This window comes from Quadrisphaera granulorum, from assembly GCF_003149145.1.
In the GTDB taxonomy this organism is placed as follows: domain Bacteria; phylum Actinomycetota; class Actinomycetes; order Actinomycetales; family Quadrisphaeraceae; genus Quadrisphaera; species Quadrisphaera granulorum.
The window spans coordinates 404,973-419,318 of record NZ_QGDQ01000001.1 but is presented as its reverse complement, the minus strand read 5'-3'; the positions used below and the strand labels follow the sequence as shown (position 1 = coordinate 419,318).

The following is a 14,346-nucleotide window of genomic DNA, read 5'->3' as shown; positions in this document are numbered from 1 at the left end:
CGCCGCTCATCATGCACCCCGCTCCGACAGCTCCGCGCCTGTCCCCCGCTGGCGCGCCGCCGACGCGTCGGCGCCGTCCACCGCGGCGAGCAGGTCGAGCTGCTCGGCCAGCGGCGACGACGCAACCCTCGCTGCCTGTGGCACGCCCGGCAGCCGCCAGCTACGGCGGTGCTGCGCGCACGGCCCGAGCTGGCGCAGCGCCGCCAGGTGCTCGGGGGCGCTGTACCCCTTGTTGCCGGCCCAGCCGTACCCCGGGTACTCGGTGTCCAGCGCCGTCATCAGCGCGTCGCGCTCCACCTTGGCCAGCACCGACGCCGCCGCCACGGCCGCGCAGCGCAGATCTCCCTTAATCTGCGTCACCACCGGGACGTGTGCCTCGAGCGCCGGGCAGGCGGTCTCCGGCGGGGCGGGCGGCCGGTTGAGCCAGTCGTAGTCGCCGTCGAGCAGGGCCAGGTCCGGCAGCGCCGGCAGCTGGCGCAGAGCGCGCGTGCCCGCGAGCCGCAGCGCCCGCAGGATGCCCAGCGCGTCGACCTCGGCCGCCGACGCGTGGCCCACCGCCCACGCGGGAGCCCAGCGCTGCAGCGCGGGCACGAGCGCCTCGCGCGCGGCCGGGGTGAGCAGTTTGGAATCGCGCAGGCCGACGGGGGCACTGCGGGTGGACAGCTCGACGACGACGACGCCGACGGTCACCGGGCCGGCCAGCGAGCCGCGGCCCACCTCGTCGATCCCCGCGACGAGCGCGTGCCCGGACCGCAGCAGCTCGCGCTCGCGACGCAGCGTGGGCGCCGCGGTACGGGGCCGCACCCGCCCCACCGCTCGCCCGGCCGCTCGCTCAGCCACCGGCGGAGGGGGCGGGCACCCCGGCGAACGCCTCCGGGTGCCGACCGAGCCAGGAGAGCCTGTCGAACGGCCACACCACCACCACGGCGCGCCCGACGACGTCGTCGATCGGCACCGCCCCTCCCTGCGGGAGCTGTTGGTGGTAGCGCGAATCGCCGGAGTCCTGCCGGTTGTCGCCCTCGACCCACAGCGAGCCGGCCGGGACGGTGACGTCGAAGTCGATCTCGCTGGAGATCGAGCCGGGCTTGAGGAAGTCTTCCTGCAGGGGGGTGCCGTTGACCGTGGTGCGGCCCTGCGCGTCACAGCACACGACCCGGTCTCCCGGCAGGCCGATGACGCGCTTGATGAGGTGCTGCCCGGAGTTCGAGGGGAGGACCCCGACGAAGGTCAGGACGTCGACGAGGGCGTTACCGACGGCCCCGTGGTCGGCCTCGGGCTCCGGCTGGAGCCAGCCGCCCGGGTCCTCGAAGACCACGACGTCGCCGCGCTGCAGGTCGAACGGCCCCGGGGTGAGTTGGCTGACGAGCACGCGGTCACCCCGCAGGAGGGTGTTCTCCATGGACTCCGACGGGATGTAGAACGCCTGCACGAGGAAGGTCTTCACGAGCAGGGAGAGCAGGAGAGCGGCGACGACGACGATGGCCGCTTCGCGCACCGCCGCGACCAGACCTGCCAGGGGTCCGCGCGAGCGCGATCGGGCGTTCGGCTCCTCGGGGGGCGGGGCTTCATGCCGTGCCTGCTGGTCGACCACTCGTCCTCCGGCGTGCTGGGGTCCCGCGGGGCTCGCCCCGGACCGGGGAAGGCTATGTCGCTGTCCTGGACGATCGATGGGCGATCCGTCCGGGGACGACGGAGGCCCGGTCCGTAGACGGACCGGGCCTCCGGTGCGCTGGTGGCTCGAGGCCGCCGGCTCAGCTGGCCGAGCGGGTGTCGCGCTTCTCCTTGATCTTGGCGGCCTTGCCGCGCAGGTCGCGCAGGTAGTACAGCTTCGCGCGGCGCACGTCGCCGCGGGTCACGACCTCGATGGAGTCGATCGCCGGGGAGTGCAGCGGGAAGGTGCGCTCCACGCCCACGCCGAAGCTGACCTTGCGGGCGGTGAACGTCTCGCGGACGCCGCCACCGGAGCGGCGGATGACCGCGCCCTGGAAGACCTGGATGCGGGAGCGGTTGCCCTCGACGACCTTGACGTTGACCTTCACGGTGTCGCCGGGGCCGAAGGACGGCAGGTCGCTGCGGAGCGAGGCGGCATCGAGAGCGTCGAAAGTGTGCACGGTTGGTGTCCGTTCCCGCGGTGCCACAGGTCACGCGCGCCATGGGGCCTGCCGCGGTGTGCGGGCGGGCCGGCGTCTGGTTCCGTCGTCGTGCCGGTTCCCCTCCGGCGGCCGCTCTCCCCCTGTGGCAGGGGCGGCGCCGGTCACGGCACGGCCACCTAGTCTGCCACAGCCTCCGAGGCCCGCTCGCCCTCGCGGGCAGCCGTCGGTCGCAGGTGGGAACCGTCACGCTCCCAGCCGAGCTCGCCGAGGACGGCCATGTCTGCACGGGTGAGCTGGGCGGCGTCGACGCGGCTGAGCAGGTCGGGACGGCGGGCCGCCGTCCGCCGCAGCGATTGCTCGCGCCGCCAGGCAGCCACCTTCGCGTGGTGCCCCGAGAGCAGCACGTCCGGGGCCGAACGCCCCTCCCAGGTGGCAGGGCGGGTGTAGACGGGCGCCTCGAGCAGACCGCCGGTCGCGGGGGCGTGGGATTCCTCCACGACGCTCTCAGGGTTGCCGAGCACCCCCGGAAGCAGCCGCGCGACGGCCTCGACGATCGCCAGGACGGCCACCTCGCCGCCGTTGAGCACGTAGTCGCCCAGGCTCACGGGCGTCACCGGCCCCTGCTCGGCAGCGGCGTCGAGCACTCGCTCGTCGATGCCCTCGTAGCGCCCGCACGCAAACGCCAGCCACGCCTCGTCTGCCAGCTCGTGCGCCATGGCCTGCGTGAACGGCGCCCCAGCCGGGCTGGGCACGAGCAGGTGCGGCACCGCCTCGGGCTCCTCCAGCGAGCCGCGCCCGGCCTTACGGACCGCCGCCAGCGCTGCGGCCCACGGCTCGGGGCGCATGACCATGCCGGCGCCGCCGCCGAGGGGGGCGTCGTCGACGGTGCGGTGGCGGTCGGTAGTCCAGCTGCGCAGGTCGTGCACGTGGAGGTCGAGCAGACCAGAGGCGCGGGCCTTGCCGATGAGGGAGAGGTCCAGCGGCGAGAGGTACTCGGGGAAGATCGAGACGACGTCGATCCTCACCGTTCGTCCCTCGCCACCGTCGTCATCGTGCGTCCTCCGGCGCGCCGTCACCCTCGAGCAGGCCGCCCGGCGGGTCGAGCACCACGCGACCGCCGTCGACATCGACGACGGGCACGAGCGCCGCCACGAACGGCACGCGCGCCAGCGACCCTGACGGCTGCTTCACGACGAGCAGGTCCTGCGCAGGACCGTGCTCGACCCCGATGACCTCGCCCGCCACGCGACCGTCGGTGCGCTCCGCGCGCAGCCCCACGAGGGCGGGCACCGACCAGGCGTCGGGCTCGTCAGTGCTGGTGGCGTCGACGTCCGCGACGAGGAGCACTCCGCGCAGACCCTCCGCGGCGTTCCGGTCGTTCACACCCTCGAAGGAGAGCAGGAGCACCCCGTTGTGGTCACGGGCGGCGGCGAGCGTCAGCGGTCCCGCGGAGGCAGGGTCGGTGGAGAAGACCGCTCCCCCGGCGAAGCGTTCGCCGGGGGAGTCGGTCCGCACTTCGACGCTGACCTCACCGCGCACCCCGTGGGGACGCCCGATGCGGGCGACGACGACCTCCATGCGTTGGTCCTGACGCTGGTCAGGAAGGACGACGGCGGGGGCGGTCGACGTCGACGACGTCGACGCGGACGTCGTCGTCGCCGGCGAGCGCCCCGACCACCGTGCGCAGCGCCTTGGCGGTGCGCCCGGAGCGTCCGATCACCCGGCCGAGGTCCTCGGGGTGCACACGCACCTCGAGGACCTCGCCCGAGCGCAGGCGGCGGGTGGTGACCCGGACGTCGTCGGGATTGTCGACGATGCCGCGGACCAGATGGTCGAGCGCGTCAGCGAGCACGACGTCCTGCACCTGTCCCAGCCTCAGGCCGAGGTACCCACCGAACCGGCCTCGGCCGGCTCGTCGGTGCCCGCGGGCTGCTCAGCGTTGGCGACCTCGGCGGGCTGCACCTCGGCCTTGTCAGCGGACTTCTTCGGCTTCTCGCGCTTGTCGGCGGAGAAGTCCGTAGCAATGGCGGCGGGAGCCTTGGGCTCCTTGACCTTCAGCGTGCCCTCGGCGCCCGGGAGACCCTTGAAGGTCTGCCAGTCACCGGTGACCTTGAGAATGGCTTCGACCTGGGGGGTCGGCTGGGCGCCGACGCCGAGCCAGTACTGGGCGCGCTCACGGTTGACCTCGATGAGCGAGGGCTCCTCGGTCGGGTGGTACTTGCCGATCTCCTCGATCGCACGACCATCGCGCTTGGTGCGCGAGTCGGCAACGACGATGCGGTAGTACGGGGCGCGGATCTTGCCCAGGCGCTTGAGGCGGATCTTGACAGCCACGGGGTAGTGCTCCTGCTTCGCTTCGCGGGGGTGGGCCGCCCGCCGCGCGTGGGGTGTCGCGCAGGTTCGGGCCCGAGGACCAGCGGATCGCGGAGAGAGGGGCCGCACACCGCCGAGTACAGCCCTCGATTGTGCCAGAGGTCCGGCAGTGCTCGTCACCGCCGCCAGCCCCCGATCAACTCAGCGATGAGCAGCTCAGAGCCGTCCAGCCTCGACGACCCGCCGCAGGAAGGTGCGGGTCCGCTCGTGCTGCGGATCCACGAGCACCTGCTCGGGCGGTCCCTGCTCCAGGAGCACCCCGCCCTCGAGAAAGCAGACGACGTCCGCCGCCGACCGAGCGAAGCCCATCTCGTGCGTGGCCATGACGATGGTCATGCCGCCGGCGGCCACCTCGCGCACCAGCGCCAGCACCTCCCCCACCAGCTCGGGGTCGAGCGCGGAGGTCACCTCGTCGAGCAGCAGCAACCGCGGCTGCACGGCGAGCGCCCTCACGATGGCGGTGCGCTGGGCCTGCCCGCCGGAGAGCTGGTCGGGGTAGGCGCGGGCCCTGGCCGCCAGGCCGATCCGTTCCAGCAGCTCCATCGCCTGTGCCTCGGCCTGCTCACGTGGCACCCCGTGCACGCGGCGTGGCGCGAGGGTGACGTTGTCGAGCACGGACAGGTGCGGGAAGAGGTTGTACGCCTGGAAGACGACGCCGATGCGGCGCCGTACGGCGTCAGCGTCGACGCGGGGGTCGGTGATGTCCTGCCCGTCGAGCCACACCTGGCCGTCGTCGACCTGTTCCAACAGGTCGACGCAGCGCAGCAGGGTCGACTTGCCCGACCCCGACGCCCCGATGAGTGTGACCACCTGGTGCTCGTCGACGTCGAGGTCGATCCCCCGCAGGACGGGCGTCGACCCCTGCGCCGTCGGATAGGTCTTGACGAGGTTGCGCACCCGCAGCACCGGCTGGTGCGCGAATTCCCCGGGCTGCTCGCTCACAGGACGCTCCCGGCCTGCTGCCGACGCCGAGCTCGGGCGGTGGCCCAGTCGGCCAGCCGCGCAGTCGGCACCGCGAGGAGCACGAACAGGAGCGCCGCGACGATGTAGGGGGTGAAGTTCCCCGTGTTCGCCGAGACGATCTGCGCCTGCCTCACCGCGTCGATCGCCCCCAGCACGGAGATGAGTCCGACGTCCTTCTGCAGCGCCACGAGGTCGTTGAGCAGCGGTGGCGTCACGTTGCGGACCGCCTGCGGGAGGACGACGAGACGGGTGGTCTGCCGGTGCGTGAGGCCCAGAGCTCGGGCAGCAGCGCGCTGGCTGGGGTGGACCGACTCGATGCCCGCGCGGAAGACCTCGGAGACGTAGGCGGAGTAGACGAGGACGATCGCCGTGGTGCCCAGGACCACCTTGTCGGTCGGGACGCCCTGCAGCCGCAGGCCCGGCACGCCGAACCCGATGATGTAGAGGAGCACGATCAACGGCATGCCGCGAAAGACGTCCGTGTAGAGCGCCATGACGAAGCGGACGGGCGCCCACACGGGTCCGCGCACGGTACGCAGCAGCGCCACCGCCAGGCCCAGCGCCAGGACGCACACCGCCGCGACGACGAGCACCCGCAGGTTGAGCCACAACCCTTCGAGGACCAGCGGGAACGCTCGGCGCGCCACATCCGGGTCGAGGAACGACTGCTGCGTGCGGGGCCAGCCCGGGGCGCTGACCGTTCCCACCACGAGCAGGGTCGAGAAGACGAGAGTCGACAGGAGGGCGACCCACGTCGACCGACGCTGCCGCGAGCGGCGGTAGGAGCGCCGGCCCAGCTCGACCTCGCTCGGTGCGGGCAGGAGGCCGCCGCGGGCGTCTCCGAAGACCTCGGTGCCCGGAGCGCTCACCGTGAGGACGTCACTTCAGGACGGGCGCCTGCGCCGCCTCGTCGAGCCACTGCTGCTGCAGCTCGGCGAGCGTGCCGTCCTCGCGGAGGGTGTCGACGGCGCGGCTGACGCACGCGGTGAGCGGCGAGCCCTTGTCGAGCACCATGCCGAAGGTGTCGGTGGGGCCGCCGCTGGGCGTCTGGAGCTGGCCGACCACCTTGCCGGCGTCGAGCTGCGCCGCCGCCATGTAGAAGGCGGTGGGGAGGTCGACGACGATCGCGTCGACCTGGCCGTTCTTCAGCGCGGCGACGGCGTCGTCGTTGGTGTTGAAGACGCTCGGCTGCTGCGAGGGCTTGATCTGGTCAGTGATGGCCGTGTAGCTCGTGGTGCCCACCTGGGCCCCCAAGCGCAGTCCTTGGAGACCGGCCAGGTCGGTCACCGACGCGGCCGGCGAGGTGCTCTCGGTGACCACGGCCTGCGCCACGTCGTAGTAGGGCGTAGAGAAGTCGACGGCCTGCTTGCGCTCGTCGGTGATGGAGAACTGGTTGATGTCGACGTCGAAGTCCTTGGGTCCCGGCGCGATGGCCGCGTTGAAGTCGGCCACCGTCCACGTCACCTGGTCCTGGGAGTAGCCGAGCTGCTCGGCGACGGCGTAGGCGACCGCGGACTCGTAGCCCTTGCCGTTGCTCGGGTCGTCCTCGGAGAACCACGGCTCGTAGGCAGGCTTGCTGGTGGCCACGGTGAAGACCCCGGGCTTCAGCGTCTTGAGGTCGGCGGGCGAGCAGCTCGCCGTCGTCGTCGCCGATCCACCGGTGCTCGCAGCGGCGGCGCCTCCGGCCTCGTCCTGCGGGGCACAGCCGGCCACCAGCACAGCGGTGGCACCCGCGAGGGCCGTGAGCAGGAGGACAGGTCGACGCAGCACGCGCCGAACAGTAGTCAAGACCCGCGCGACCGGATGACGGCCGAGCGCGATGAGCGGCTCGATCAGCCGCTCGATCAGCCGCGGGGCGCGACAGCGCGTCCGCGCAGCACCACGGCGCGTGGGGCGCGGAGCACCTCGACGTCCTCGCGGGGGTCGGCCGGCAACACCAGCAGGTCCGCCGGGGCGCCTTCCTCTAGGGCGGATGCCCCGAGGTAGGCGCGGGAACCCCAGCTGGCGGCGCTGAGCGCCTGCAGCGGCGTGAGCCCCGCCCCGACGAGCGCGGCGACCTCGTCGGCGACCAGCCCGTGCGGCATCTCGGTCCCGGCGTCGGTGCCCACGAGCAACCGCACCCCGGCGTCGACGGCGTCGCGCACGGCCTGCGAGCGACGGGCGTGCAGGGCGCGCATGTGCGCGGCGTAGGTGGGGAACTTCGGCGCTCCGGCGGCGGCGAACTCGAGGAACCGCGCCGTGTTCACGAGGGTCGGCGTGATGGCCACGCCCGCCGCGGCGGCTGCGGCGGCGGTCTCGCCGTCCAGGCCGGTGGCGTGCTCCCAGCAGTCGACACCGGCGGCCAGCAGGTCCGGCAAGGTCTGCTCGGAGAACGTGTGGACGGCCACACGCGCGCCGAGGGCGTGCGCCGCCTCGACAGCGCGGGTCAGCTCCTCGACGGGCCAGCACGGGGCGAGGTCCCCCGTCGTCCTGTCGATCCAGTCCCCCACGATCTTCACCCAGCCGTCGCCAGCGCGGGCCTGCGCGCTGACCGCGGCGACGAGGTCATCCGGCTCGACCTCCTCCCCGACCCCGCGCAGGTAGCGCCGCGAGCGCGCCACGTGCCGCCCGGCGCGCAGCACGCGGGGCATGGCGTCGTCGTCGTCCATCCAGCGGGTGTCGGCCGGGGAGCCGGCGTCGCGCAGCAGCAGCGCGCCGGCGTCGCGGTCGGTCTCGGCCTGACGGCGGGCTGTGGCCTCGTCGACGGGGCCGGCCGGTCCGAGGCCCACGTGGCTGTGGGCGTCGACGAGGCCGGGCAGCACCCACCCGTCGAGCACCTCGACGCCCTCGGTGGACCCCGCGGACGACGGGCGGTCGAAGGTGATCCGGCCATCCAGCACCCACGCCTGGTCACGGACCTCGACCTCGCCGGAGGAGTCGAGGCGGGCCAGTACGGGCCCCGTGAGGTGGAGCACGCTCATCGACGCGTCAGCGGCACGTCGGCGGCCTGTCAACGGCCGAGGTGCTTCTCGAAGCCCGGCGGCAGCTCGAAGCCCGGCGGCAGCTGCGGCTCGTCCTCCCCCGCGCCGAAGGCCGCGCCGGGGCCGAACGCCGAGCCGCGGCTGGCGAGGGCCTTCTCGGCGGCGGCGCGCTCCTGCTCGGCGCGCTTGGCGGGGTTTCCTGACTTGGCCTTCTTGCCCTTGGGCGGCTGAGCCTGCATGCGCCCGCGGGACTTCTTGCCGCCGGCCATGCCCGCCATGCCGCCGCCGGGACCGGCGCCGGCGCCCATGCCGCCGAGAGCGGAGGCGAGCCCACCGCCACCCTTGGCCCGCATGGCGCGCATCACCTTCTGGGCCTCGGTGAACCTGTCGATGAGCTGGTTGACCTCGCTCACCTCAGTACCGGAACCGCGGGCGATGCGGGCGCGCCGCGAGCCGTTGAGCACCTTGGAGTTGCGCCGCTCCAGCGGCGTCATGGACCTCACGATCGCCTCGATGCGCTTCATCGCGCCGTCGCTGGCGAGCTCGTCGAGCTGCTCCTTCATGGCGCCCATGCCGGGCAGCATCCCGAGGACCTTGTTGAGCGGGCCCATCTTCTTGAGGGCCTGCATCTGGGTGAGGAAGTCCTCGAGGGTGAAGTCCTCCCCGGCTTCGAAGCGGCTGGCGAGCGCCGCACTCTCCTGCGCGTCGAAGGCGCGCTCGGCCTGCTCGATGAGGGTGAGCACGTCACCCATGTCGAGGATGCGCGAGGCCATCCGGTCGGGGTGGAAGATCTCGAAGTCGCCCAGGCCCTCACCGGTGGAGGCGAACAGCACCGGGCGGCCGGTGGTCGTGGCCACCGAGAGGGCGGCGCCGCCGCGGGCGTCGCCGTCGAGCTTGGTGAGGACGACGCCGGTGAGGTCGACGCCCTCCTGGAACGCCTGGGCCACGGCGAGGGCGTCCTGGCCGATCATCGCGTCGACGACGAACAGCACCTCGTCGGGCTGCGTGGCGTCACGGATGTCCGAGGCCTGCTGCATCATCTCGGCGTCGACGCCGAGGCGGCCGGCAGTGTCGACGACGACGACGTCGTACTGCTTCTCACGCGCGTGCTCGACGCCGCGGCGCGCCACCTCGACCGGGTTGCCGACGCCGTTGCCCGGCTCGGGCGCGAACACCTCGACGCCGGCGCGCTGCCCGACCACCTGCAACTGGGTGACAGCGTTGGGACGCTGCAGGTCGCAGGCGACGAGCAGCGGCGTATGCCCGCTCTCCTTGAGGTGCTTGCCGAGCTTCCCGGCCAGCGTGGTCTTTCCGGCGCCCTGCAGACCCGCGAGCATGATCACGGTCGGGGGGTTCTTGGCGAAGCGCAGCCGCCGGGTCTGGCCACCGAGGACGCCGACGAGCTCCTCGTTGACGATCTTGACGACCTGCTGCGCCGGGTTCAGCGCCTGGGAGACCTCCGCCGAGAGGGCGCGCTCGCGGATGCTGCCCGTGAACGCGCGCACCACCGGCAGCGCGACGTCGGCCTCGAGCAACGCGCGGCGGATCTCGCGCACCGTCGCGTCGACATCGGCCTCGGTGAGCCGGCCCTTGCCGCGCAGGCCCTTGAAGGTCGCGGTGAGCCGGTCGGACAGGGAGCTGAACACGCCCTCCAGGCTACCGGCGGGCGACCCGTCGCTCGTCGGCTCGGGCGGGACTGGAGCTGCGGCTCAGTCGACGTCGGCTGCGGCGCCGAGCACCGACACCGCGGCGGCCACGCGGGCGGGGGCCAGCGGGCTACCGTCCGGCTCGCCGAGGTAGAGGACGTCGACCGCCTGGCCGCCGTAGGTGGCGACGTGGGCGCTGTGGATCTCGACGCCGATGCTGGCCAGCTCCGACCCGAGGGCGTGCAGCAGCCCGGGCCTGTCGAGCGCGCGGACCTCCACGACGGTCGCCTCACCCGAGGCGCCCGGCAGCACGAGAACGCGGGGCGGAGCGGTGGCGCGCGTGGCGGCGGCGGAGCTGCCCGGCCGCCAGCCGGCGTCGCGCCGGCGCATCGGCTCCAGCACGGTGTCGTCTCCGGAAGCCAGGCGGCGCAGCCCGGTGAGCAGCACGCTCGGGTCCGGCAGGCCGGCGGGTGCCTCCACCCACCAGGTGTCGACGGCCACCCCGGGACCGCCGGGGCCGCCGCACGGCCCCTCCACGGTGCGCACGAGCGCGGAGCGCACCGACAGGCGGTGGGCGGCGAGCAGGCCCGCCTGGTCGGCGAAGAGACCGGGACGGTCGGGGGCGACCACATGGACGGCGTGCAGGCCCGCCACCGCGTCGACGCTGATCCGGGGGTGCCCGTCGGCCTTCACCCCTTGCACGGCCTCGGCCTCCTGCGGCGTCAGTGGGGCCGGGCCGGGCGGCTCGTGTCCTTGGAGCACGCGCCGAGCGCGAGCCGTGAGAGCGTCGACGAGGCGCGCGCGCCACGCCGTCCACGCTGCGGTACCAGCGGCGCGGCCGTCGGCTTCGGTGAGCGCGCGGAGCAGGTCGAGGACGTCCTCGCGGCCGTCGACGGCGTCGACGAGCTCGGCGACGGTGCGCGGGTCGTCGGGGTCGCGGCGGGTGGCGAGGTCGACCAGCGTCAGGTGGTGCAGCACGAGCCTGCCGACGACGTCGGCGTCAGCGGACGACAGGCCCACGCGGCGGGCGACCGCCGCGGCGATCGGTGCTCCCTTAGCGGAGTGCTCCTCACCGTTGCCGATCTTGCCGAGATCGTGCAGGAGGGCCGTGAGCAGGAGCAGGTCGGGGCGGGACACCGAGGATCGCAGCGGCTCGGCTTCCACCGCGGTCTGCACGAGGTGCCTGTCGACGGTGTGGCGATGCACCACGGTGCGCTGGGGCCGGTTGCGCACGGCGGCCCACTCGGGGAACCACTGCACCACGAGCCCGGCCTGGTCGAGGGTCTCCCAGACGGGCACCTGGGCCTCGCCCGTGCCGAGGAGGTCGATGAGCGCCTCGCGGGCCGGCACCGGCCACGGGTCGGGCAGGGGTGCGCCGCCGGAGGCGAGGTGCTCGGCAGTGATGGGCGAGAGGGGGATGCCGGCGCGGGCCGCGGTCGCGGCGGCGCGCAGCGCGAGTGCGGGGTCGGTCTGGGGGCGAGCCTGGGCACCGAGCCATAGCTCGTCCTCGTGCTCGACGAGGTCGGCGCCGAGGCTGCGCAGCCGCGGACGAGCGCGGCGCAGACCCCGGCGGGAGGTCAACGCGCCCCGGGCTCGGCGGGTGGTGCGGTCGAGGGCGTGGGCCACGGCGCGCGCGGCACCGGCCACGCGGGCGAGCAGCTCGTCGGCGTCGGCCAGTCCCAAGGCGGCGGCCACGGCGTCCTGCTCGGGCAGCAGCAGACGGTCGCCAGCGCGGCCCGTGACCGCCTGCAGGCCGTCACGGATGTCGAGCAGCGTCGCGGCGGCGGCGTCGACGGCGCCGTGGGGCCCGTGCGGGGCGTCCGCCACCCAGCTCGCCACCAGGGCACGGAGGACGACGACGTCGCGCAACCCTCCCCGGCCCTCCTTGAGGTCTCCCTCGAGCAGGTAGGCGAGGTCGCCCTGCTGCCGGTGGCGCGCGGCCACCTCGTCGAGCAGCACCGGCAGGCACTTGCGCGCGGAGCGGCGCCAGTCTTCACGGACGGCCTCGCGTGTGCGCAGCACCATGGCGGCGTCTCCGGCGAGGGGGCGCAGGTCGAGCAGGCCTACGGCCGCGGAAGCGTCGGCGGCGGCCACCTCTCGGCACTGGGACGGGGAGCGCACGGAGTGGTCCAGGCGCAGACCGGCGTCCCACACGGGGTACCAGACCCGCTCGGCGAGGGCGGCGACGCCCTGGGTGTCGAGCTGGCGCCCGTCGTGGAGGATCACGAGGTCGAGGTCGCTGGCGGGGCCTGCGTCACGGCGTGCGTGACTGCCGACCGCGGCGAGCGCGATACCGGTGGCGGTGGCGTGGGTTCCGGCCGCGGGCCCGGCGGGGTCGGACAGCACGGCGTCGGTCCAGACGTCTTCCAGCCAGGCGTCGACCAGGCCGGCGAGCCGCTCGCGGCGCTCGGGCCCACGGGCCGGGTCGTCCAGGCCCGCACGCACGGCGAGGGCGAGCCGCTCTCGCCGGAGGTCCCGTCGGGGGATGGCTCCTGCGGTCACGGCTCGCCCTCTCGTCAGTGCAGTGGGGAAGTACGGGGTGTCAGCCCCAGATCACAGCGCGTCCGCGCCGTGCTCCCCGGTACGGACCCTCACGACGTCGTCGACGGGGATCACCCAGACCTTGCCGTCACCGATGCGGCCGGTGGCGGCGGCCTTGACGACCGCCTCCACGACGCCGGTGGCGTCCAGGTCGTCGACGAGGACCTCCAGGCGGACCTTCGGGACCATGTCGACGGTGTACTCCGCGCCGCGGTAGACCTCGGTGTGGCCGCGCTGGCGGCCGTAACCGCTGGCCTCCGAGACCGTCATGCCCTGCACGCCGAACGACTCCAGCGCGCTCTTCACGTCGTCGAGCTTGTGCGGCTTGATGACCGCGGTGACGAGCTTCATGCCGAGGCTCCCTCAGAGGTGCGCTTGCTGGTGGGGGCTGCGGTACCCGCGGACGGGCCGTGGCCGCCGAAGGTGCCGACGAGGTCGTAACCGGACTCGGCGTGCTGGGCCTGGTCGATGCCGGCCACCTCGTCCTCCTCAGGGATGCGCCAGCCCATGGTCGCCTTGAGGGCGAAGCCGATGATGGCGGTCAGCACGGCCGAGTAGGCGAGTACCGCGAAGGCGCCGACGGCCTGGGTGCCGAGGAGCCCGGCCCCGCCGCCGTAGAAGAGGCCATCCGCGCCCGCCGGGGCCGCCGCAGTGGCGAACAGGCCGATGGCCAGGGTGCCCCAGAGGCCGCCGACGAGGTGGACGCCGACGACGTCGAGGGAGTCGTCGTAGCCGAGCTTGTACTTCAGGCCCACCGCGAGGGCGCACAGCACGCCGGCGATGGCGCCCATGATGATCGAGCCGACCGGGCTGAGCGCGTTGCAGGCCGGGGTGATAGCCACCAGGCCGGCCACCGCGCCGGAGGCGGCGCCCAGGGAGGTGGCGTGACCGTCGCGGAAGCGCTCGGTGACGAGCCAGCCGAGCATCGCGGCGCTCGTGGCGACGATGGTGTTGACGAAGACCACCGCGGCGGTGTTGTTGGCCGCGAGGGCGGAACCGGCGTTGAAGCCGAACCAGCCGAACCACAGCAGACCGGCGCCGAGCATCACCAGCGGCAAGTTGTGCGGGCGCATCGGGTCACGGCCGAAGCCGCGGCGCTTGCCGGTGATGATCGCGAGCACCAGGCCCGCCACACCGGCGTTGATGTGGACGGCGGTACCACCGGCGAAGTCGAGGGCCTTGAGGTTGTTCGCGATCCAGCCGCCGACGTGGCCGGTGTCGTCGTTGCTGAAGTCGAACACCCAGTGGGCGACCGGGAAGTAGACGATGGTGGCCCAGATGCCCGCGAAGACCATCCAGGTAGAGAACTTCACGCGGTCGGCGATGGCGCCGGAGATGAGGGCCACGGTGATGATCGCGAAGACAGCCTGGAAGGCGACGAACGCCATGGCCGGAAGACCGCCGGACTCAGAGGTGGTGTCTTCCATGAGGCCCTTGAGACCGAGGTACTCGGTCGGGTTGCCCAGAAGGCCACCGCCGACGTCCTGACCGAAGGCGATCGAGTAGCCGTACAGCACCCACAGAACCCCGATGAGTGCGAGCGACCCGAAGCTCATCATCATCATGTTCAGAACGCTCTTCGGGCGGACCATTCCGCCGTAGAAGAGCGCCAGACCGGGGGTCATGAGCAGCACCAGAGCGGCGCTGGTCAGGACCCAGGCGGTCGCGCCGGTGTCGACCATCGGCATACCTCCTGAGAGAGCGCGGCCCTGCGCGGGCCGAGGAACCCAGAACGGCGCCGTCCCCCTCGCGCCGCGAGCCCCCGGTGTG

15 protein-coding genes are annotated in these 14,346 nt (G+C 73.3%); all 15 read right to left on the bottom strand.

Annotated features, from left to right (window positions below; translation table 11 throughout):
* Window positions 1–9: 9 nt before the first annotated feature.
* The 15 genes from BXY45_RS01920 to BXY45_RS01850 all read right to left on the bottom strand — a co-directional run bounded on the left by BXY45_RS01920 (window position 10) and on the right by BXY45_RS01850 (window position 14,258).
* Entirely contained in the window at window positions 10–840 is an 831-nt protein-coding gene (locus BXY45_RS01920; RefSeq protein WP_245961599.1) for a ribonuclease HII, read from the bottom strand.
* The gene (lepB, locus tag BXY45_RS01915) at window positions 833–1,495 is read right to left on the bottom strand and encodes a signal peptidase I (RefSeq protein WP_245961598.1); all 663 of its coding nucleotides are present in this window, start codon (window positions 1,493–1,495) and stop codon (window positions 833–835) included. Before lepB ends, BXY45_RS01920 begins: the two co-directional genes overlap by 8 nt.
* 256 nt (window positions 1,496–1,751) lie before the next feature.
* Window positions 1,752–2,111: a 50S ribosomal protein L19 gene (gene rplS, locus BXY45_RS01910; protein ID WP_109772558.1), complete on the bottom strand. Its 360-nt coding sequence runs from the start codon at window positions 2,109–2,111 to the stop codon at window positions 1,752–1,754.
* Between the two features lie 158 nt (window positions 2,112–2,269).
* The gene (gene trmD / locus BXY45_RS01905) at window positions 2,270–3,118 is read right to left on the bottom strand and encodes a tRNA (guanosine(37)-N1)-methyltransferase TrmD (protein WP_109772557.1); all 849 of its coding nucleotides are present in this window, start codon (window positions 3,116–3,118) and stop codon (window positions 2,270–2,272) included.
* A 22-nt stretch (window positions 3,119–3,140) separates the two neighbouring features.
* The gene (gene rimM / locus BXY45_RS01900; RefSeq protein WP_109772556.1) at window positions 3,141–3,671 is read right to left on the bottom strand and encodes a ribosome maturation factor RimM; all 531 of its coding nucleotides are present in this window, start codon (window positions 3,669–3,671) and stop codon (window positions 3,141–3,143) included.
* 19 nt (window positions 3,672–3,690) lie between these two features.
* Window positions 3,691–3,945: an RNA-binding protein gene (locus tag BXY45_RS01895; RefSeq protein ID WP_109772711.1), complete on the bottom strand. Its 255-nt coding sequence runs from the start codon at window positions 3,943–3,945 to the stop codon at window positions 3,691–3,693.
* 23 nt (window positions 3,946–3,968) lie between these two features.
* On the bottom strand, window positions 3,969–4,427 hold the full coding sequence (rpsP, locus tag BXY45_RS01890; protein WP_109772555.1) for a 30S ribosomal protein S16: 459 nt from the start codon (window positions 4,425–4,427) through the stop codon (window positions 3,969–3,971).
* Between the two features lie 195 nt (window positions 4,428–4,622).
* A complete protein-coding gene (locus BXY45_RS01885; protein ID WP_109772554.1) occupies window positions 4,623–5,408 on the bottom strand; it encodes an amino acid ABC transporter ATP-binding protein in 786 nt (261 codons plus the stop codon).
* The gene (locus tag BXY45_RS01880) at window positions 5,405–6,298 is read right to left on the bottom strand and encodes an amino acid ABC transporter permease (RefSeq protein WP_109772553.1); all 894 of its coding nucleotides are present in this window, start codon (window positions 6,296–6,298) and stop codon (window positions 5,405–5,407) included. Before BXY45_RS01880 ends, BXY45_RS01885 begins: the two co-directional genes overlap by 4 nt.
* Window positions 6,299–6,308: 10 nt before the next feature.
* Window positions 6,309–7,199 (bottom strand): ABC transporter substrate-binding protein, encoded by an 891-nt coding sequence (locus tag BXY45_RS01875; protein ID WP_170131259.1) that lies wholly within the window; start codon window positions 7,197–7,199, stop codon window positions 6,309–6,311.
* A 74-nt stretch (window positions 7,200–7,273) separates the two neighbouring features.
* A complete protein-coding gene (locus tag BXY45_RS01870; RefSeq protein WP_109772551.1) occupies window positions 7,274–8,389 on the bottom strand; it encodes an amidohydrolase family protein in 1,116 nt (371 codons plus the stop codon).
* A 29-nt stretch (window positions 8,390–8,418) separates the two neighbouring features.
* The gene (ffh, locus tag BXY45_RS01865) at window positions 8,419–10,035 is read right to left on the bottom strand and encodes a signal recognition particle protein (RefSeq protein ID WP_109772550.1); all 1,617 of its coding nucleotides are present in this window, start codon (window positions 10,033–10,035) and stop codon (window positions 8,419–8,421) included.
* 63 nt (window positions 10,036–10,098) lie between these two features.
* On the bottom strand, window positions 10,099–12,537 hold the full coding sequence (locus BXY45_RS01860) for a [protein-PII] uridylyltransferase (RefSeq protein ID WP_245961596.1): 2,439 nt from the start codon (window positions 12,535–12,537) through the stop codon (window positions 10,099–10,101).
* A gap of 51 nt (window positions 12,538–12,588) precedes the next feature.
* Window positions 12,589–12,927 carry a P-II family nitrogen regulator gene (locus BXY45_RS01855; protein WP_109772549.1) on the bottom strand — a complete coding sequence of 113 codons (339 nt, stop codon included), beginning with the start codon at window positions 12,925–12,927 and terminating at the stop codon, window positions 12,589–12,591.
* Complete coding sequence (locus BXY45_RS01850; RefSeq protein WP_109772709.1) at window positions 12,924–14,258, bottom strand: ammonium transporter; 1,335 nt, start codon at window positions 14,256–14,258, stop codon at window positions 12,924–12,926. The genes BXY45_RS01855 and BXY45_RS01850 overlap by 4 nt, the downstream gene beginning before the upstream one ends.
* Window positions 14,259–14,346: the final 88 nt, after the last annotated feature.